Here is a 21,806-nt window from a genome sequence, read left to right on the forward strand (position 1 = left end):
CGCTTTGAACGATTGTGGAGTAACTGTTAATCTCTTAACTGAAAAGAAACATACTTCCATTAATTGCTTATTCCATCAACACGAAGCAATGACTTGAATAAACAATAGAGATATGCATTGTTTTTAATGATTAACCCCTATTCGTATCTACTTAAACAAACTTTGTCTTATGAAAAGAATTCTTTTAGCATTTGGCCTTATATGTAGCTTGTCTTGTATCAAGGCTGTGGCGCAGGATACGCTTACTGTTGCCGTGCCCAAGAATATTGCACAAACCATTTTAGCGAAACTGGACCATGAAGTTGATTTGAACGAAGCACAGGAGAAAAAAGTATATGCCATTCTGCTGGAGCGTTCAGAGAAGTTCAGTCAAATCAAGCAAAGCAGCAAGTCAAATAAATACTCCAAATCTAACTTTCGACAAGTAAACGAGCAAGCTCATAGCAAGTTTAAGCAGGTGCTGACATCTGATCAACTTGAGAAGCTTAAGCGGTTACGAGATGAGACGCAGCTGCAAAGAAAAGCTCTCCGGGAGGAAGACATATATAAGTCTGTACAAGACATTGAGTTGGATTTTTAAACAGCAATAATATGAAGACATTAATTATAAAATTGTCCTTACTAGTGCTGTGCATCTCGCTTCTTGCCTGCAAAAAAGATAAAGAAGAAGTAATGCCAGACTATAGTATGACTGGTTCTAATACCTTTGCTGCATTTGTGAATGGTCAGCTATGGGTGCCGAAGGGACGACCGAGTACATTTCAGCCCAATCTACAACTGATTTATGATCCTAACTATAATGGAGGATCTTTTGATATTAGAGCTTACCGAGTTAATGAGAACTCAAATACCCACGAACTAATAGCAATGAATATTTCTCAGGTGGATCGTACAGGCCTCTACAATCTTGGAAACCGGCAGGAAGGGAGGGTTCTTTATGAATCAAATAAGTGCATTTATGAAGGAGATGAAGGGGAAGTAGAAGGTGTGCTGGAAATAACTAAGCTCGATCTGCAGAACGGCATTATTGCAGGTAAGTTTGAGTTCACGCTTATAAAAACAGATTGTGATACCGTCAGAGTTACTGAGGGCCGGTTCGATAAAAAAATCTTCTAAAACCAGGTACTAAATCCTTGATTTCATGAAAACACAACTACCCTTCTTTAGAGGGCTGGCATCGCTTTGCCTTTTGCTGACCCTTATGTCCCATAGTCTGCAGGCACAAAACACTGTAACTATAGGGGCAGGTACCGACTGGACTGATGTGATGCTCTACCGGAATGATCAGAACACAAGCATTGCAAACACCAACTACCATAACCAGGCCAGGAACCTAGCCAGTGCTTGGACCAGCAATGGCTTCCCAACCTATTGGCGCACGCTTTTTAGGTTCAACTTGAATAGTATTCCTCCGGGAGCAGTAATTCAGAATGCGACGCTTTATTTGTACAGTGATCCCACGGCAACCGGCAGTTCTGGAACAACTAATAACCAGTTGAGCGGCTCAAATGCAGTGTATTTTGAAAAGGTCAATTCTAACTGGGGCGAGACCAGTGTTACTTGGAATAATCAGCCTGCCACCACTACAAGCGGGCGTATCTGGCAGCAGCCTTCCACCTTCACAACCGAGAATATACAGGTAAACCTTACCTCTTTTGTGCAGGACTGGGTTAGTAGCCCCTCTACAAACTACGGCATGAGGATGGCTCTGGAGCATGAGCAGTACTTCCGTGGCAGGGCCTATGCAAGTGAAGACCACACCAATACAGCTATCCGACCTAAGCTGATTATCACCTATTCAACCTCTTCCAGTGATCCGGTTGCCGATGAAATAAATAATATTTTTGCCCTTCTGGATAAGACACAGGTGCCCACAGGCTTCTTGTCGGACTATGGCAGAGAGTTTCTTCCTCTGGATGTATTCAATGGTATACTGACAGATAGCAACAGGGTTAATATAGATGCCTGGAGGTGGAGTTATGCATCGTTGTATAGCTCCCGAATCTACGGTGCCAATTCACTTCCTACGCTTGCCACTGTAAATAACGCCATTAAGAATGTGCAAAGTAGCTCTGGGGCTATACCTGTCGTAATGGCGCATGCCAACTATGCATATATCAAACCAGATGCCTTTAGCAACAACCTGCTTAAAGTGGAAAATAATCAGCTCAGGGACGTGATGGGAAGAACGCAGAGCCCATATGCGGAAAGATCCTATTTCGCAGCTAGTCCCGTCCGCAACTCTGTTAGCAGTGGGACTGTTTCTCTGGTGTTCAAGCCGGAGATTTTCTACAATACCACGGGAAAAACCCCACAAACATTCTATATTGATTTCGCCGATGGGAGGGGATACGTAAATACGGCCTGGAATACACCTGTATCCGCAACCTATACCTCAGATGGTACGAGGCTAATTAAGATTAAAGTCTTATTCACCGATAATACTTTCTATGAGTGCTATTCGCAGATTGCAGTTTCAAACACCGGTGCATTGGCTTTCCGCTACCCAGGTGAGCCGCAACTCCCACCCCACACTATAAACGCACGACCTGGCATCCACGACGGCGGGCAGCTCTTCATATCATTAGGGCAAAATCATACTACCATCTCTAAACCTCTAATAGTTGTGGAAGGCTATGATGCTTCTGACATAGCACCAGATTTGATACCTACTAAAGAATACAATGATTTTATTTCTTCAATTAACACACCAATCTTTAGAGTTAACAATCAGCTTTATCATGAAAGTTTTAATAACCAACTTGACTTGGCGGGTTATGATTTAATTTTCCTGAACTTCAATAACAGCCTAGATGATATTACTCGAAATGCCGCGCTGTTCGAAGAGGTTGTTAATTGGGTTAATATGCAAAAAGGCAGTGGAGGAGAAGATAATGTTGTTTTAGGCATAAGCATGGGAGGCCTCGTTGCACGCTACGGCCTGGCTAAAATGACGAAGCAAGGAGGAGCTACCCGCACCAGATTACTGATAACGCATGATAGTCCGCACAGAGGAGCCAATGTGCCCCTAGGTTTCCAGCACTTGATTACTTCCATCCCTGATTTAAAAGTCTTGGCCGATGCAAATATTCAAGATCTTTCCCCAGCCGTAAAAGCAGGTTTTGACCTGCTATCAGCTCCCGCGTCCCAGCAGATGTTGATCCTTAGATCTGAAAATGGCAATACAATAGCTAATACATTCTTAGATAACATATATAGACCAATGGTTACTTTCAGTTCAGCAGATCTACAGCCATCTTATCGCTTCTTAGCGACAAGCCAGGGATCGGAGTGTGGCCAGCAACTCTTTACTCCCTATACAGAGTTAGGGAGGCTTGATTCTGAATTTTTCCTGTCACCACTACCGTGGCTTAGTAGGAAGGCCTTAAAGGCAGAGGCCGTGATCAATGCTTTGCCAGAGCAAGGAACTTCCAAAAGGATTACCTATCTAAAAATTGGGTATGAGTATCGACGATTTTGGTTCATAAAGTGGGAAAAGAACCTATTAAATATTAGTAAAAACGCACCATCCTATGCCCTGCCTTGGGATGGCGCACCGGGCGGTACGTTTACCTTGGACGATGAGGATGATAATCCTTACAGTGTATCAGGCCCAAACATAAAATTTGGCATTTTCTTTAAACTAAAGGTAAACGGCAACATAGCAGGCGAATTTACCTTTGTCCCTACTGCAAGCGCACTGGATGTAGAGCCGACTTCTCCGGCTGTACTTACGGCCAAATACAGCGGCGGGATTAGTGTAACGGCACAGTCGGCAGCTGATGATTTTATTGCACAAGATAGGCCTTTTGCTTCCGCTCCTTATAATATTTACCATACAACATTCACCAACAGGAATGCCGAGTGGATTTTTAACGAAATGCAAAGCAGTACGAACAACACCCTGAACTGTTCGAATGAATGCGGGCCGACCGTGACTATAAGCTCAAGCAGTAATTCTGTATGTGGGGGTACTGCTTACTTTTCCGTCCCAGATTATGGCAATGGTGTGGCCTATAGCTGGTCAGTGGGGCCAGGCCTGTCCATAGTCTCTGGCAACGGAACCCGTCAGATAGGAGTTACTTCAGCTGCAGGCAATTATAGCTCTGCCACGGTGTCAGTTAATGTCAATACCAAATGCGGCACCCTTTCCGCTTCAACAAACATAACTATAGGTTCAGGGTCAGCCTTTATTAGCAACCCATATGATTTAAGTTGTTACTGCCAAATATACGGGCCTCAGACAGGTAAGACATATCAATTCTTTGTGGATACAAACCAATATGGCGTTGATCCTAGTAATTATCGATGGACCATTACACCTCCTTTTGACTCTCCGGAGCCGTATCCGATGGAGTTTTCGGGCAGTTCAATTTACTTCGACGCCTATTATCCCGGCGAATACACTTTTGAATTGCAGCAATATACACCAGGTTGCGGATGGAGTGTTAAAGACACAAGATACTTCTACTTTAGTCAGGGGTATGGCATGTATGCTTACGCCTATCCTAACCCTACCTCGGATGAATTGAATGTGTCGCTGAGCAGCGCTTTCCCGGAAGAAGAGGATAATACAGATAGCACTTATGAAGTTCGCCTTTTGAATGCGCAGCAAAAGGAAGTGTATAATAAAAAGACGAAGGACAAACAATTAGTTATCCCTGTTCAGAAGCTCAAGAGTGGAACATACTACCTGCAGCTTAACTCTGGTACGAGGACTGTGGTAAACAGAATTGTCATAGGGCAAAATGTAAGGTAATGAGCCAAGGTGTTACCTTCTGGCATGAGGTTATGTCACAGGGTGGCTTACAGCACTAAATTATAAGCAAACATAACTTACATACGAGTATTGGTCTAACATGAATCATCCCGAACTTTGATTGAGGGATAGATAGAGCAGACTTCAGAGGTTGGCCAAAGCCAGGCGGATGCGGTAAAGCAGTGTGGGAGTTTCCTGCACCGCTTTCCTGTTCTGTGGCAGCCCAGGCGCTGCTCCTTTTGCTTTTCGAGCTCTTTGTCAAGCAGCGAGAGCAGCAGGCCCGAGGGGCGGCTGCGGTGTCGTACCAGCGCCTGGCACAGCCCCAGGAAAGTGGCCACCAGCCGGCGGTCCAGCAGCCGGCCGAGCAACAGAAGGAAAGGGTAAAGGAATTGCTCCAGGCGATGGCGAAAAACGGGCCAGCGGGAGAACTTCGGCCGCCGGTCCGGCGTTTTTAGAAGTAGAGCACATAAAAACCTCCTGTCTTTAGGTGATACATTATCTATATCCCTAAAACAGGAGGTTTTCCTTTTTCATCTCATCTCTAAACTCTGGGATGATTCATATTTAAATAAGGGCTATAATTATATGTGCCATTCTCTTTTTCGATGATCAAGAATCATTCCTACTCCATCTGTAGAGATTGGAGCACGTCAGTTAAATACTAGCACAAGCCTGCTATTGAGTAAAAGAAATTTAACCCAAAATATAGGATATTCAAAGAAGTTCTTTGGCTAAAAAAATTATAACATCTCTATTTGGTATAATATGTTGGGTTCTTTCTGCAATAGCTAGTTTTTTAAACATTTTCTTACTGTGCAGCTGTTTAGCAATACTATTACACAGCTAAAATTTCACTTTCTGTGCGCACGAATTGTATTGAATTACACTGTATAGTTAAAGGTAAATATAACTATATATAATACTACTCGTAAGCCCGCTGTATAAAAAGAAGATGAGTTTGACTTTGCTCCCCTATGCAATTATAGTTAGGGACTCTGCAAGTCAATTTGACGCCTAAAAAGAACGTTCAAGCCTATGAAATCTATTGTCGCCCTTTTAATAGTATCCTTCTGTTTACTTTTGTTTTCTAAGCCTGCAAATAGCCAGCATAGCTTTGAGCTGCCAATTCCTCCTACTCCAGAGGCGGCATCATTGGCTAAATTCTCCCAAGTACCTGTTTCGCACAGCACGGGCCTACCCCATATTTCTATACCGCTCTATGAAATTCAATTAAGAGGTTTTTCCTTGCCAATCTCGCTTAACTATCATGCCGGTGGTATCCGAGTCGACGAGATTGCTAGCAGTGCAGGTTTAGGCTGGGCACTGTCTGCAGGTGGCACTATCTCTAGTTCCGTGTTGGGTAAACCAGACTTTGGTTATAGAGGGTATGTGACGGGTGCCACTGAGTTTCCTGTAGATCGGGAACTACAACCTTATGAGGAGTTTGAGAACGGGGAGCAAGATTATAATCTCTGTAAGGAGCTTCTAGGAATGGCTACGCTATCACAAAACCCAAATCTGGCACATGATACACAGCCGGATTTGTTTTTCTACAGTATGGGTGGAAGGAGTGGAAAGTTCTTTTTCAGTCGTGATGGTAACGCACATACTGTACCATTCGAGCCCCTCAAAATAGAGGGAGGGGATCAAATATTCCGTATTACGGATGAGAATGGCAACATATTTACGTTTGCTGCAAAGGAAGTTGCTCAGACAACTTTCATTGCTTTTGGAGGTGTGCCAGGTACATCCACAGCGGGAGATTACACGCCGACAACCGTGACTTTTTTACTAAGCTCTGTAGTTACCCCGCAAGGAGACTCTCTGAAGCTTGAGTATGAAGGCTATGGCTACGAATATCGTAATATAGGTTCGCGTACCCGCCACCTCAGAAACCCAAGTAGTACCTGCCCTGAGATTCCAGAGTCCGGTACAGAGAGTTTGACTAATGTGTTTGGCGGACAGCGTATCAAGCGTATTACTAGCAGCATAGGGCATGTTGTGGAGTTTAGCTATGATTCATGCGGACGCGCGGATTTGGCCGGTCTGGCATCTCTTGCGAAACCAGGTGCGCTGACAGAAGTTTCGATCCGTGTGATGGGAGCTAAAGGTGTGAAAAAGTTTCGATTAGGTTATGAGTATTTCTATTCCGATCCGGGTATTGCTCTGATTACCAACAACTGCAATAAAGGGGAGGTAGATCCAGATGATCTTAGGCTCAAGCTGGTCTCGGTTGTTGAGGAAGGCAAACCAGCATACCGGGTGACATACAATGAGAGTGTGCGTCTCCCCAACCGGCTTTCTCCTGCACAGGATCATTGGGGATTTTATAACGGTTCGCAACATCTCCTGCCTAAAAATGAACAGGCTGGATTTATGGACGGAGGAACGAAGGAGCCTGATAAAGAGCTGATGGGTGCATTTCTGATCAAGGATCTCACTAATCCGACGGGAGGTAGAACAGAATTTACTTTTGAGCCTCACGACTACTTTGAGGTGGCGGGAATTGAGCGCCGGGACACTCTGTTAGGAGTGAGTTTTGAAAACGGATCACGTAGAGGGCCTGGGCAGGATAGTGCTTTTTATAAGGAAATCAGCTTTGAGGTGGGGTTATTGGGCAGCGTGGTTCATGACAGTGTTAATGTGCGCTTTCAGGAGATCAATTCTCTAACCGGAATCAACTACTATTTCAGGGCAACAATTACCGGGGTAGACAACGGGTTCAGCCAGCCCCTGTTGGGCGATGAGAATGGGATCGGGGAAAAGCAGTTCATGCTTGCACCAGGAGCATATAAGCTCATAATTGAGGCAATGGGGCTTGACGAGGAGGGGGCAGGACATGTAATGATTTTCTGGAAGGAACTGACTTATATTAACAAGCCTGCAGTCAACAGAATAGCAGGTGGACTTCGGATACGTAAAATAAAATACCTAAGTCCGGAAAGCACACCCCTTGAAAGGATGTTCCATTACAGGGAGCTGTCAGATACCACTAGGTCGAGTGGTAAAACCTTGCTTGCTCCTAGTTACCTCTATCAGTATTTCGTCAGCGACAGCTCGCCGATTGGTTCTGACGGGTACAAGCAAGATTGCATGTATCTGGCCCAGACGTCTAAGAGTATCCATCCCCTTTCGACGATGGCGGGAAGCAGTGTAGCCTACACAAGTGCTAGGGTGGAAAGCAGAAACGAAGATGAAATCTCCCTATCGAGCTATAAATACTCTTTTGCTTCGGACCATAACCCCCATGGGGGAGCCCCCCCATTCACGCCCGGCACCAGCATGGAATGGATGCGGGGTCTGCTTCTGGAAGAGACAGACTACATCCATAAGAAAGATTTAAATGCATTCTGGCCGGTGAAAAAAATCAAGCATCGATATCAGCGATATTACACGCCACCAAGTGCTTTAGGAGGTGAGAGTGGTAACTACACCCTGCCGGAAGGAGTGAACGAGTCGCATGCGTTGGGCCTGCAAATAATGGTAGTGCGCCCTGAGCGTGAGGATGTACGGGAGCATGGGCTTACGGTGCGCGGTGCAGTTTTTACCATTGAGAGCTTCAAGCATGTTTCTGTTTGGCAGTACAAATCTGAAACAGAGGAGATTTTTTACGATGCGGCTGATTCGACGCAGCAGATATCAGTTCTTACCCGTTATTACTATGATAGGCCGGGGCACAGCCAGCTCACGCGTATTAAGCGTAATGACAGCAGAGGTCGTCAAATATCCACTTCTCTGTCCTATCCGAGTGATTTCGAAATCGCTGTTCCATCCAGCGAGGCAGTTGAGGGGTTAAAGGCCATGATAGACAAACATATCCTGAATAAGTTTGTTGAGGAGCAGCAGTGGCTTGTTCAGGGGGAGGATTCCCTGTTGCTATCATCAAATTTGGCATTCTATAAGTTAAAATCTCAGGGCGTGGTCCAGGAACAGATAAAAACTTTGGTGACAGATAAACCGCTTTCTATTGCTGAATTCACTAGTGTGAAGGTAGATGGAGATGGTAATCTGGCTTATGATCAGAAGTATGACCAAGAGTGGTTCATTCGCTCCTATTCAGAAAATCTGAACCCTCTTGAAATTATCAGGAGGGAGATGCCTACTGCTTTGCTCTGGGATGAGGGGTATAACAAAGTGATGGCAAATGTGCAGCACGCTAAATTCTCTGATATCGCCTATACTAGTTTTGAGACCTCTAGTCAGGGGAATTGGGATTACGAAGGAACAATAGTAAATGATTCCTCCAGTCTGATAGGGGAGAAACACTACGTGCTCAATGACCGTCCCTTAACTAAAGGCTCCCTTAATCCAAACCTTACATATCAGCTCTCTTACTGGGTGAAAGGTACATCTCCGGCAAATGTTGCGGGTGGAACTGCACCAGTTGCAGGAAAGACTGTCAATGGATGGACTTATTTTGAGCATCATATTTCTGGGGTGCAGGAGGTGAGTGTAAGCGGAGTTGGCTACATTGACGAGTTGCGTCTGTATCCTTCAGGCTCGCAGATGATTTCCTACACTTATGACCTATTATTTGGCATATCCAGTATGACAGATCCCAATGGGCGAACAACCTTCTACGAGTACGACGGGATGGGCCGGCTCCGGGCGGTGAAAGACCATGAAGGGAACGTACTCAGAAGCCACGAGTACCACTATGTTGGACAGTAGGCCCATTCTGCCTTTGGTGAGGAGTTAGAAGACATCCTTTTCAATAAGGAAGATCTGACGATACGCTTTGAAGACAGCCTGGCGCCACCGTGTGTGGTCCGCGGCCGCCATTCCAACACAAAAAGTAGTTCAATCATTTTATTAAATAAAGGCAGCTCTTCAATCCCTACAGTATGGCGACTAGAGTCCAGGCCACACTTCTTAAATGACCAGATGAAAACATCTCTACAGAAAATATTTCATACTGCATCTTCATTTCAGTTTCAGCTGACAACCCCTCTGAGCCAGCACCTGTCAGCTGAGGGCAAACGACCACAATTGCCCGGGCGGCTGATAATTGCCATGCTGATACTTCTGCCATTTTTCAAATTTACAGGGGAGGCCTTGGCCCAGAACGGAGAGAGTCCCGGGACAAGACTGCAGTCGGAGCTAAAACAGCTGCGGAAGCGACACCTGGTGCCGGTAGAATCACGGAATTTCGGTGCGTATGCGCAGACGACCACCCTTGCCTGGGAGCAGGCGCTTAGGGCCTACGGGCAGGGGCGGGACTCGCTCCATCACCAGGCTGTTAACCGGCATGTGGCACGCCTGACGGCCGAGCGCCAGGACCTGGCCCAGCAGGCCGAACCCCTGGCGCTGCAGACGATGAACGTTGCCTCAACGGGCGAGGGGGCGGTGCCGGACGCGGTGGAGCGTCAGGCGCTGGAGGACCTTTTCAATAGCACCAACGGAGCGAACTGGAACGCCAACGCCAACTGGCTGGCTGGCGCGACGAGCGCCGACATGGCCACCTGGCACGGGGTGATGGTGCAGGGCGGGGACGTGGTGGGCCTGATGCTCAACGGCAACGGGCTGAGCGGTGCGCTGCCCGTCTCGCTGGGCAACCTGGCGGGGCTGCAGTACGTGTACCTGCACGACAATTCCCTGTCCGGAACGATTCCGGCGTCTGTTGGCAACCTGGCTACGCTCTACCACCTCTACCTGAGCAACAACAGCCTGACGGGCCCTATACCGTCCGAGCTGGGGGGGCTTCCCAACCTGACGGACCTGGGGCTCAACGGCAACTTGCTGGGCGGGAACATTCCTGCCTCGCTGAGCGGTCTTGCAAACCTGCAGTTCCTCTTCCTTAACAGCAATGCCCTGAGCGGGAGCATTCCCGCATCGCTGGGAGGGCTTTCCTCCCTGCGGCAGCTCTTCATGGGCGGCAATCCCCTGACAGGCGTTATCCCGGCCGAGCTGGGGAACCTAGGCCTGCTCCAGCAGCTGGGGCTTGAAGGCTGTGCCCTGAGTGGGGGCATTCCCGCCTCTCTGGGGGACCTGACCTCTCTGCAATACCTTTACCTAAATGACAACAGCCTTTCCGGGGCTATCCCTTCTGCACTGGGTAACCTCTCCGCACTTCGCCAACTCTACCTGCACAACAATGCTTTGAGCGGTGCTGTACCCCAGGAATTGGGGAACCTGGGATCTCTCTGGGAGCTGGGGCTGGACAACAACCAACTGGCCGGGGAGCTGCCGGCCTCGCTGGCATCGATGCCGAACCTTTATTTCCTGAGCCTGACGGGCAACGCGCTGACCGGGGTCCCCAATTTCAGTAACGGCCCGAACGCCCCCTCGCTCTATGTGGATGCCTACGGCAACCGGCTGGACTTCGGCTCGGTTGAGCCCAACCTGTCGGGGGTGAACACGAGCCCGCTGGCTTTCTTCGGATACAGTGCGCAGGCGCCGCTGGGGCAGCATGAGACCCGCGAACTGACAGCGGGGCAGCCCCTGGAGCTATTGGTGGAAACCGGCGGCACGCGCAACTTCTACCAGTGGCAGCGATTGGAGGGGGAGGCCTGGCAGGATATTGCCGGTGCGACGGCAAGCACCTACTCGGTTCCGGCATCCTCTGCTTCGGACGGCGGCGTGTACCGCTGCCGCGTCACCAATGCCTGGGCCACGGCCCTCACCCTCCACACCGCCGATATGACGGTGACGGTGGCTGCCGCCGGGGAGCCGCTTGCCTCCGCCCCAAGCGAGAACATGAACTACGTGCTCACCAACTCGGCCCAGGTCGGGGGGATGCTGACGCCGGAGGCGCTGGCGCAGGGCACCGTGCGCGAGGTGAGCCAGCAGATCGTCTACTTCGACGGGTTGGGGCGGGAGCTGCAGACAGTGCTCACCAGGGCCAGCCCGACCGGGCAGGACATCATCACACCGGTCCGCTATGACGCGCTGGGGAGGGTGGAGAAGACGTTCCTGCCCTACGCGACGGGCGGTGCGGCGGGCTCCTACCGCCCTGCGGCGGCCGATGAGCAGGCGGCCTTCTACGACCCCTCCAACTCCATGTACCCGGACGTGGCCAAAGACGCTGCGCCATTTGCCGTGCCCGTGTACGAGGCCTCGCCCCTGAACCGGGTGACCGAGCAGGGGGCGCCGGGGGCGGCCTGGCAGCCGGGCACGGGCCATACCATGAAACAGGCGCAGCGCGCCAACCTGGCGGGGGAGGTGCGCCGCTGGGACTACATCCCGGCGACGGGCAGTTTCGCAAGCCCGGGATTCTATCATGCCGGTACTCTCTACGTGACCGAGACCCGGGACGAGGAGGACGCCCTGGCGGTGGAGTACAGGGACCTGCAGGGGCGCGTGGTGCTCAAGCGCATGGAGACGGAGGTGGCGGCTGCCGGTGCGGACCTGGACTCGGTGGTCTGCGGGGAGGGCCCGGGGCGCCACTGGTCCTTTGACCAGGGCTCGCTGGCGGAGACGCAGACGGGACATTTGGCCACGGGCTCCGGCAGCGCGGCGGTGCCGGGCAGGCTGGCCGGGGGGCTGGGCTTTGACGGCACGGGCGGCCTGTCGGCTGACGGCTTTGCCTACGACTGGGCAGCCGACGCGAGCTTTACGGTTGAGCTGTGGGTGCGCCGGCAGGGGGCGCCCACAGACAACGAGGTGGTGCTGGGGCGCGACGATATGGAGTCGGGCGGCACGCTGCACTGGTGGATCGGGCTGGACCCGGCAGGCCGGGCGCGGCTGCAGCTGCGCGACAACCTCGGGGCGGGCGCCTTCCTAGGGGAGGCGGCCCAGAACCCGGTCATCACTGACGGGGCCTGGCACCACGTGGTGGCCGTGCGCGACGCCCTCTGGCTCAGGACAAAGCTCTATGTGGACGGGGTGCTGGTAGAGGAGGAAACCGTCTCCTCGCCCGAGGGCTTCGCCAGCCAGGCGGCGCTTAACATCGGCTGGCTCAATAGAAGCCACGGGTACCGCTTCCAGGGCGGGCTGGACGAGCTCTCCTTCTACGGCCGCGCCCTCAGCGCCCGGGAGGTGGCCGCCCGCCACGCCTCGGGCAGCTCGGAGCCCGCCTGCCTTTCGGTCGAGCCGGAACCGGGGCTGGCCGACACGCACTACGTCTATGACGCGCTGGGCAACCTGCGGCTGGTGATCCAGCCCGAGGGGATGCGCAGCCACCTGCCCCAGCCGGAAGGCGATGGTACCATTGCCCTTAATGAAAACTTTATAAAAGACTGGTGCTTCCGCTACGCCTATGACGGGCGCAGGAGAATGATCGAAAAGCAGGTGCCGGGTGCCGGGCCGGTGGAGCTGGTCTACAACAAGCGCGACGAGGCGGTCTTCTCCCGGGACTCCGTGCAGGCGGCGGCCGGAAAGTGGTCTTTCACCAAGTACGACGCGCTGGGTCGCCCGGTCTTGACGGGCGTGCTGGAAAAGCAGATCAACCGGCAGGCGCTGCAGGATGCGGTAGACAACGTAGGGCAGCAGTTTGAGACGCGGGGCAGCTCTATCGAGGGATACTCGCTCAACGAATCCTCCCCGTCTGGTGTGCTTGTCACGGCAGACGACCTGCTGACGGTCACCTATTACGACGACTATGCCCATGCGGCCTTTACCCAGGACTATTCATTCGATGATGCCGCCCTGTCTGACGTGACGGCGCATAACAAGCGGGTACTGGGGCAGGTGACGGGCACCCGCACCCGCGTGCTGGGCACGCCGCTCTGGCTCACGAGCGTGAACTACTATGATGACAAGTACCGGCTGGTGCAGGCGGTCTCGGACGGCTTTCTGGGCGGGACGAGGCAGCAGGCCTCCGAGCGCGTGACCACCCGCTACGACTTCGCGGGCAGGCCCCTGGTGACGCTGGCCTCCCACCAGTCGGGTACCCACATGGTGCGGGACACCATGGCCTACGACCACGCGGGGCGCCTGGCAGGCCAGTGGCAGTCGATCGACGGCCGGGACCCGGTGCTGCTGGCCGAGCGGGCCTACAACGAGCTGGGCCAGGAGACGGCGAAAAGGCTGCACCAAAACGCCGACGCTTCCTTTTTGCAGGAGGTGGACACGCGCTACAGCATCCGCGGCTGGCTTACTTCTATCAATGACCCGGGGCAGGTGAGCCAGCAGGGGGACCTGTTCGGCTTTGCGCTCAGCTACAACACGGGCATGGAGCTGGGGGCGCAGGGGCAGCACAACGGCAACATCGCCGAGATGCGCTGGGCCACGGCATCGGACGGGAAGCTGCGGGGATACGCCTACGCCTACGACCGCGCCGGGCGGTTAACAGCCGGGGCCTTCCGTGCCCGGGGGACGACAGGCTGGGATGAAGAGCAGGATCACTACTCGGTCGACGAGCTTTCCTATGACGCCAACGGCAACATCCAGCGCTTGGTGCGCCGCGGACTGACGGCGGGGAACCCTTACGAGCGGGAGGACCCTGCAAGGGCCTGGGGGGAGGTGGACCGGCTGCGCTACCACTACGCGGGCAACCGCTTGGTGGGTGTGGACGATGAGGCCACGGCCACGGGCCCTGCCGGGGACTTCCGCGACAACGGCAGCCTCTACGCTACCGCGGCCCCTGAGTACGTCTACGACGTTAATGGCAATATGACGCGCGACGGGAACAAGGGCATCACGGCCGTACGCTACAATCACCTCAACCTGCCCGACAGCGTGGCGCTCGGCACGAAGGGCTACATCCGCTACATCTATTCTGCCGCGGGGCAGAAGCTGCGCAAGGAGGTGCACGCGGCGGGCAAGGCCGTGGTGGCGACCGACTACTCAGGATTGTTCGTCCACCAGGGCGACACGCTCTTCGCCCACACTTCGGAGGGGCGGGCGCTGTACGAGCCGGCCACCGACCAGGTGTGGCGCTACGAGTACCATTTGAAGGACCATCTGGGCAACCTGCGCGTGAGCTTCGCCGAGGAGACCACGACCACCTCGCAGGCCACCATGGAGATGATGGCCGCCCCGCAGGAGGAGGAGCAGTTCGGGCACATCGCCGAGACGCGGCACCTGGACCGGGGCCGCTCGCGCTCGGGCTCGCACGCGGCGCTCCTGGGTGCTGGGCGCAACAGGCCGCTGGGCCCGAGCAGGCGCCTGAGCGTTAGGGCGGGCGACAAGGTGAAGGCCGAGGCCTTCGGTATGTACGAGGAGGAGGTAAAGGGCAACAAGGGCCTGAGCCTGGCCTCCTGGCTGCTGGGGGCGGCCACGGCCGGCGTGGGTACGGTGAGCGAGCTGGGCACAGGCCCAGGCAAGGCGCTGCCCTACATCGGGGCAGGCATCGCGTTGGCACCCCTTGTGCTACAGAAGGAGAAGGGAGCGCCAGTGGCCTATCTTCGCTATATTGCTTATGCCAAAGACTCTTCTTACGTAGACTCGGGCTACCAGCTGCTCACGCGGCAGGCCAACGGGGGCTGGGAGAGGCTGGAGCTGGAATACACAGCCCAGCAGGACGGCTTCGTGGAGGTGTTCCTGGCCAACGAGAGCTACGAGGCCACTTGGTTCGACGATATGTCCGTGAGCCAGACGAGTCCGATGCTCGTGCAGGAGAACCACTACGACCCCTGGGGACTCAACTTGGTGGGGATAGAGAAGCAGGGAAGTCCTGACCATCTCTTCCAGTACAACGGCAAGGAGAGGCAAACGGAGCTGGGGCTGAACTGGATGGACTACGGGGCCCGGATGTATGACGCCCAGATCGGCAGGTGGCATGTGGTAGATCCGCTGGCAGACCAGATGCGCAGGCACTCGCCTTATAACTTCGCTTTCAACAACCCAATTCGCTTTATCGACCCAGATGGGATGGCGCCAATATCAACTATTGTAAAGAAAAATGAAGATGGTAAATATACTGTGGTTGGTGGAGACGCAAATGATAATGATAGAGGAATTTATCTAGATGACGGTAATGGAGGTAAGGGCGAAAGAATAGGACAATCGAAAACTACACATTCTTTCTTCGATGAAAAAGATAGGCCCGTGGTTGGTGCTGTCCTTGATCCTAACTCTACAGCTGGTCAAGAATTCTTGAATAAACTTGAAGAAGATGATCCTTCATTGTTGAGTTATATGTTCAATGCTACTAATGGAGAAAAATATGATTTCAAAGATGAAGGTATAAAAGACAAAGGAGAGCAGACTGATTTACAATATAGATATCGAGGTAGTGTTGATAGTAATGGCGATTTTGGATCGGCTAGGGACTTTGGTAATATGGGAGCAGGACTAGTTGCAGCAAGAAGCGGTCTTTCTTGGAGGAATGCTAGAGGAGGCTTTGATTTATATCAAGGTTATAAATCTAATGGTATCTCAGTTATGAAGTTAAACTTTGGTGTACCAATTATTTATATCAAACCAGAGAGAGAAGCGACAACAACAATCAAGGCAGAACTGCTTGGATACCTATATGGTTGGCAAAAATACAGAAGATAGTTTACTTGTTTAAAAAATGATGATTAATATGATTCTTAGATTATCAATCTTATTCCTATCCCTTATGGTTGTGAGTTGTAAGAGTAAAACTTATAATGTTTACTCGCCAGATAAAGCTCAGTGTATTACTATAATAACTGAAAAACACGTGAGGTATATCATCAATGGATGTCATACAGCAGTACCTGATCAAAATTATGTTAAAATTGACCTTAAGGGCATTGATATGGAGGTTGGAGATGAAATCGTTGGGCGATGGAAAGAAGAAGGCTTTGATTGGTATGTAATGAACGATAATGCAGTTTTAATAGAAAATACGTTAGATACAACTAAATACAAGTTCCGGACCAAGTTTCCAGTAACTAGTGATGGTATTCCAACCCTGAAAGGATATACAGATAACAACAGTTTTGACCTTGGATTTAGAAGTGGTAAAATCGTTCATAGTAGGGGAGCTATAGTAGAATAACTATTTTGTATGTTTTTTTACTTTCCCATTATTCATCAAAAGGGTGAATTAATCTGCCACTTGACAGGCCTATGCTTGGAGAAGCGGGGTTCGTCCGTGTCCTCACTCGCGCTCCCTTCGGCACGCCATGGTCTACTCGCTGCGCTGCGTTCCACCATGGCTTTGCCTCTCGGTCGGCTCGCTGCGGTACTCCTCACGGCTGTTCCCTTTTTGTTGTTAGAGTTGTTTAGATCCCTGCGGGGCTAAGGCCAAAAACAAAACCCACAGCCCACGTTTTGCTCGCCTGCGGGTCAGCCGCCGCACAGCCAGCCGCCCTCGTTCCTCGGGCTCTTACTGGCTGGCTGAGGCTTCCGCTCGCAGCGGCTTCGCGCCTGGAATCTTACCCCCAACCCCCGGCATCAACCGGGGGCTTTTTGCTTATAGCCGATGCTATACCTTATGGGTAAAGTTATACCTATACCTTATAGTTGGTGCTATACCTGAGGGTGACCGACTGACCAGCCGCACAAAGGCCAAGGGGCTTTTCCGGCCCCTTCGACCCTAGGAGCCTTGCCACGTCCAGCCGTGCCGCTGGCCCGACTGAACGCGGCAAGGTTATACCTATACCTTCCCGTTCAGCTAAGGTATAAACACAAAGAAGCCCGACCTTTTGGGCCGGGCTCTATACCTTATACTTTGGTGCTATTACTCTTTGATCATCTTTTTCAGAAGCTCCACTTTTTCACGCTCGCTTTCCAACAGGCGCTCATACAGCTTTTTGTTTTCATCCATCACCTCCATAAATTTCTCTATGGGATTAAATGTGAATACAGGGTTGTAATTCACTAGACCGCTTGTGTTATGCAGCGTGCTTGAGATAATGTTGATAACAGCTTCATCGCTGAAGTTTTTGATAGCTTCAGCAGGAACGCCCAGTATCTTCGCCACTTTCTGAAGTATATCCTCCTCTACAGATTCGCTAGATTCTATTCTAGACACGGTTTGCTGGCTTACGCCCAATTCATGGGCTAAAGCTTCCTGTTTAATGCCGCGCAGTTCGCGAATGCGGCTGATCTTGCGGCCGATGTGATTGCTGGGTCTGGTAGTTGCTTCCATAGTACCAAATATAGCGTTTTCAGCGGAGTAAGAAAAACAGCGGGCAAGTAAAATACCACTACTTTGGGTACGGTACGCGCGGGTAAAACACCATCTTAGGACAAAGCAGCCAAGTATACCTGTAGCAGGCAGGTATAATTAGGTATAGCATTGTGAAAAATCACCTGTATACCTGAGCAAAAACCAGAAACGGCAGGTATAGCTACGACCCGAAAAGGAAAGTACGGAACGCCAGGGAACACCAGTTGGAACGCCAGAACGGGGGTGAAAGTGCGAATGAAGCCAGTTAGGCAGGTTTTTGCCGCTGGTGTTCCGTGTTCCCAATAATCATGATACCCCCCTTCTATACCTTGTCATAGAGCTAAATGTAAACTGGTGTTCGGAATACCAGTCAAGGTATAGGGCATAGGTATACCTTGTTCAGTAGGTATAGGAATGGATACAGAATTCACTATATTTATAGTATGGCTATAAGGGCCTGATGTTCTTTTACAAAAGTGTGCCATAAGGGAAATTGCACCATAGGGAAAAACTGGCGCAGGTGCACAGTTCTTCCAGTACAACGGAAAGGAGCGTCAGACCGAGCTGGGGCTCAACTGGATGGACTACGGGGCCAGGATGTACGATGCCCAGATCGGCAGGTGGCACGTGGTGGACCCGCTGGCGGAGCAGGGAAGAAGGTGGAGCCCATATAACTATACCTTCAATAACCCAATACGCTTTATCGACCCGGATGGAATGTGGCCAGGTCCAGGGGGCGAACTATTAGGGAGGCTTGTAAGCGCAACCAAAAGCTATGTATATAATAAGGCGACAGAAGTTGCGACTTCAATAGCCACAGCAACGGTTGAAAATACGAGAGAGTTCATCAGTGGCTTGGAAGTTTCTCCATATGTAGAAGCAGAAGGAAAGGTTACTTACGGTGCTAGAGTAGCAGGAGAAGTAAAGGGTTACGGAGCTGATATAAATGTAAAAAGTAGAGATCACTCGTCATTGACTCTCGAATTCGATAAAAATGGTGCAAGTGTAGAAAGCTTTCATAAAGAGGAAACCCCTACTTCAAGAACTACCTCTGGTGGCAAATTGGGTGTCCCGATTTCTGGCTTAGGAGTTGAGGGATCATACAAAAACGAACAAATTACAGATAATAAATCTGGACAAGTGAAAAGTAACGCCAACGAGTTTGGAGCTGCAGTAGCTCCAATACCAGGGGTTGCTGTTGAAGCAAAGATTTCAAGAGAGACTACTTCTTCAACACAAAAAAATACTCTAAAGGTAGGTGTTGGTCATGGTGCAACTGCTGCGTTTGGAGCAGGGTTAGAATATAATATAGGGTTTGGTGTAAAAATTACAAGAACAAAAAATATCGATGATTAGAATGTACATCCTAAGTAAAAATAATAGAGGTAAACAAATGTTTTTTTTAGCAATATCTATCCTCTTCATAGTAGTGCTTTTACTCTTATATATTTTAACAATGAATGTATATTACTTATACATGTGTCTTATATCTGGTTTGATTGCTATTGTAATCAATTGGATACTGTCAAGAGTGAATGATGTTCATGTCAGAAATAATAGATTATATATTGGTAACTTATATCATAGTACGAAAATAGTTGAGGCTTCCGATTTTGAGGCAGTAATAAATATAAAGCTTTTTATACCAGTAATCTACCCATTCTTTTCACCACCATACTATCAGATTAGGCTTAAAAATGGAGAAACATATATATTTTATGACTTGTCATACAAAGCTTTATCTTCTGTTTTTGCTAAAAACAATAAGCACAGCGAATTTTTGACAAGCTCAATACTTAAGCATTTAACAGCGTATGAGTGACTAGCAGAGACTTATAAAATTAAATTACGAGTTATTTACATTGATTTTAGATCACAAAGACATTTGCAGGGGAGCGGTGTTCGTCCGTGTCCTCTCTCACGCTTCCTTCGGCACGCCATGGTCTACTCGCTACGCTGCGTTCCACCATGGCTTTGCCTTTCGGTTGGCTCGTTGCGGTACTCCTCACGGCTGTTCCTTTTTTGTTGTTAGAGTTGATTAGATCCCTGCGGGGCTAAGGCCAAAAACAAAACCCACAGCCCACGTTATGCTCGCCTGCGGGTCAGCCGCCGCGCAGCCAGCCGCCCACCCTCACGGGTGTTCTCCTCCTGGATGGCTTTGGCTTCCGCTCGCAGCGGCTTCGCGCTTAGAATCTTACCCCCAACCCCCGGCATCAGCCGGGGGCTTTTTGCTTTATGGCTATACCTATACCTATACCTTATAGCTTGTGCTATACCTGAGGGCCAGCAGATAGCCATCCGCACAAAAGGCCCAGGAGCTTTTCCCGTCCCTTCGACTCTAGAAGCCTTGCCGTGTGAAAGACAACAGCATCTGCAGCCCTCTCTCGCTGTTGCAACTTGTAGTGTAGCATGATTTATTGATAAAATTAGACGTAATATCCTATCTTGTGGGTGCTTTATCTTTACAGTCTTAAGAGATCAGCACTTACTTACAGGCATTTTATTAAAGAAAACAAAGCCATTCTATGCACAACCTCCTTTCGCCCTTTTCCAGAGCCTGTCTTTTCTTACTGCCCTTCCTGTTGCTCACTTTCGCTTCGTTTGCCCAGCAAACCAAGCAGAGCCTACCGACTGGTGTGCCGGATGCTGGGGAGCTGCTGCGCGAGATGATTGCCTGGCAGGACAGCCTGCAGGCAATCGACTACGCACTGCAGGACTCCTCTCGCCTGCATGCTTCGCTTGACAGCCTGCGGCAGCTGGGTGAGGAGGGGGAGGCGCTGGCACGAAGAGTTGACAGCCTTTCGCAGGCCGTGACAGGGCAACCGGTACTGCCTGAAGAGCTGAAGGAGGTGCGTGCGAGACTGGAGCGCCAGCTGCAGGAGGGAAAAGAGGCACTGGCCGCCCAGCTTATGCCGGAGGAGCTCAAACAGGCCCTGCGCCAGCTTGAAGAGGCCGGGCAGAAGAGCGCCGCCGCCCGGTTGCCACAGCTTACCGCAATGGGGCAACTGCCCACCTCAGCAGACGAGCTGAAAGCAAAAGCCAGTCAGGCGGCGCTGAAGGCGGCGGGGGAGCCCTTTACCGAGTCCTTCGATAAGCTGGGGCAGGCTAAAGCAGACTTTGATAGGTACAAGGGACGGGTAAGCAAGGTGGAGAGCATGAAGGACATGCCAAAAGGAGTTCTAGGAACCAACCCGCTTAAAGGAAAGCCTTGGACGGAGCGGCTGGTGCTGGGCAGCCTCTGGCAGGCGGGCAAGCAGGAGCGCTTCTTCCTAGACCTGGGACCGACGGTGGCCTGGCGCTTCTCGGAGAGGCTCTCGGCGGGTGCGGGCGGACAGTACCGCCTGCACCTGAGCGTGCAGGAGAAGCCCTATGTGGGCGGCGCGGATCGGGTGGGGGGCTACAGCCTCTTTTCGGACTTCCAGATCAAAGGCGGCTTTTTTGCCCGGCTGCAGTACGAAAGCTTAAATGCGCCGGTGACGCACACGGATCCCTTCACGCAGGAGGAGACGCTTGGCAGGGAATGGGTGCCTGGGCTGTCGGCGGGGCTGGGCAAGGACTACACACTCTACAGAAAGCTCAGGGGCTACGCCCTCCTGCAGTACAACCTTCTGCACGAGCAGGGCCGCACGCCTTATCTGCACCCGCTGCAGGCACGGGTCGGCTTTTTCCTTTATGGTAGTGATATCTTCAGGTGATGTCACCCAATAGCAAGCACTTATAACTACATGGGCATTTTATCATGTGTAAGGCAACATGCTTGCTTAGTGTTGGTAAATCAAATCACATTTTATGTTAATGAAGTTTGTGAGGAATAATTTCTAATTTTTTTAAGCTAAATAGGAAGAGATATAAAGGGTGGAATAATTAGCTCTCAAACAGGAGATTTGTGTGCAAATTGTGTGCAAATAAAAAAAGCCACTTAACGATTTTATTCGTAAGTGGCTGATTTTCAAGTGGTCGCGAAGGGAGTCGAACCCCTAACCTTCTGATTCGTAGTCAGATGCTCTATCCAGTTGAGCTACGTGACCATTCCGTTATTGTGATGCAAAGTAAAGGCCTTTTTTCTTGCAATGCAAGCCC

Annotated in this window: 11 protein-coding genes, 1 tRNA gene and 1 pseudogene; 8 read left to right on the top strand and 5 right to left on the bottom strand. The window is 50.9% G+C overall.

Annotated elements, in window-relative coordinates:
* Positions 1-169 precede the first annotated feature (169 nt).
* From I0P70_RS00725 to I0P70_RS00740, 4 genes are all read left to right on the top strand, one after another.
* Positions 170-580: a hypothetical protein gene (locus tag I0P70_RS00725; protein ID WP_196114302.1), complete on the top strand. Its 411-nt coding sequence runs from the start codon at positions 170-172 to the stop codon at positions 578-580.
* 11 nt (positions 581-591) lie between these two features.
* On the top strand, positions 592-1,116 hold the full coding sequence (locus I0P70_RS00730) for a DUF6252 family protein (protein ID WP_196114303.1): 525 nt from the start codon (positions 592-594) through the stop codon (positions 1,114-1,116).
* 25 nt (positions 1,117-1,141) lie between these two features.
* Positions 1,142-4,759, top strand: a complete 3,618-nt coding sequence (locus I0P70_RS00735; protein WP_196114304.1) for a DNRLRE domain-containing protein — start codon at positions 1,142-1,144, stop codon at positions 4,757-4,759.
* A gap of 1,035 nt (positions 4,760-5,794) precedes the next feature.
* A complete protein-coding gene (locus I0P70_RS00740; protein ID WP_196114305.1) occupies positions 5,795-9,430 on the top strand; it encodes an RHS repeat domain-containing protein in 3,636 nt (1,211 codons plus the stop codon).
* Between the two features lie 166 nt (positions 9,431-9,596).
* On the opposite strand, the gene I0P70_RS00745 is transcribed toward I0P70_RS00740, so the two are convergent.
* Positions 9,597-9,791: a hypothetical protein gene (locus tag I0P70_RS00745; RefSeq protein ID WP_196114306.1), complete on the bottom strand. Its 195-nt coding sequence runs from the start codon at positions 9,789-9,791 to the stop codon at positions 9,597-9,599.
* A gap of 218 nt (positions 9,792-10,009) precedes the next feature.
* On the opposite strand from I0P70_RS00745, the gene I0P70_RS00750 reads away from it, so the two are divergent.
* Both I0P70_RS00750 and I0P70_RS00755 read left to right on the top strand, forming a co-directional pair.
* Positions 10,010-16,141, top strand: a complete 6,132-nt coding sequence (locus I0P70_RS00750; RefSeq protein ID WP_196114307.1) for a DUF6443 domain-containing protein — start codon at positions 10,010-10,012, stop codon at positions 16,139-16,141.
* A gap of 28 nt (positions 16,142-16,169) precedes the next feature.
* Entirely contained in the window at positions 16,170-16,610 is a 441-nt protein-coding gene (locus I0P70_RS00755; RefSeq protein WP_196114308.1) for a hypothetical protein, read from the top strand.
* 684 nt (positions 16,611-17,294) lie between these two features.
* Here the strand turns inward: I0P70_RS00755 and I0P70_RS00760 are convergent.
* Positions 17,295-17,705, bottom strand: coding sequence for a helix-turn-helix domain-containing protein (locus I0P70_RS00760; protein ID WP_196114309.1), 411 nt, complete (start codon positions 17,703-17,705; stop codon positions 17,295-17,297).
* A 555-nt stretch (positions 17,706-18,260) separates the two neighbouring features.
* On the opposite strand from I0P70_RS00760, the pseudogene I0P70_RS00765 reads away from it, so the two are divergent.
* Positions 18,261-19,082 (top strand): annotated as a pseudogene (locus I0P70_RS00765) (RHS repeat-associated core domain-containing protein); the annotation flags it as partial.
* 512 nt (positions 19,083-19,594) lie between these two features.
* Here the strand turns inward: I0P70_RS00765 and I0P70_RS00770 are convergent.
* Positions 19,595-19,735 carry a hypothetical protein gene (locus tag I0P70_RS00770; RefSeq protein ID WP_196114310.1) on the bottom strand — a complete coding sequence of 47 codons (141 nt, stop codon included), beginning with the start codon at positions 19,733-19,735 and terminating at the stop codon, positions 19,595-19,597.
* Positions 19,736-19,811: 76 nt separating this feature from the next.
* A complete protein-coding gene (locus tag I0P70_RS00775) occupies positions 19,812-20,024 on the bottom strand; it encodes a hypothetical protein (RefSeq protein ID WP_196114311.1) in 213 nt (70 codons plus the stop codon).
* A 227-nt stretch (positions 20,025-20,251) separates the two neighbouring features.
* Between I0P70_RS00775 and I0P70_RS00780 the strand changes: the two genes are divergently transcribed.
* Positions 20,252-21,421 (top strand): hypothetical protein, encoded by a 1,170-nt coding sequence (locus tag I0P70_RS00780; protein WP_196114312.1) that lies wholly within the window; start codon positions 20,252-20,254, stop codon positions 21,419-21,421.
* Positions 21,422-21,680: 259 nt separating this feature from the next.
* On the opposite strand, the gene I0P70_RS00785 is transcribed toward I0P70_RS00780, so the two are convergent.
* Positions 21,681-21,754: transfer RNA gene (locus I0P70_RS00785), tRNA-Arg, on the bottom strand.
* Positions 21,755-21,806: the final 52 nt, after the last annotated feature.

It is taken from the genome of Pontibacter sp. FD36 (assembly GCF_015686655.1).
In the GTDB taxonomy this organism is placed as follows: Bacteria; Bacteroidota; Bacteroidia; order Cytophagales; family Hymenobacteraceae; genus Pontibacter.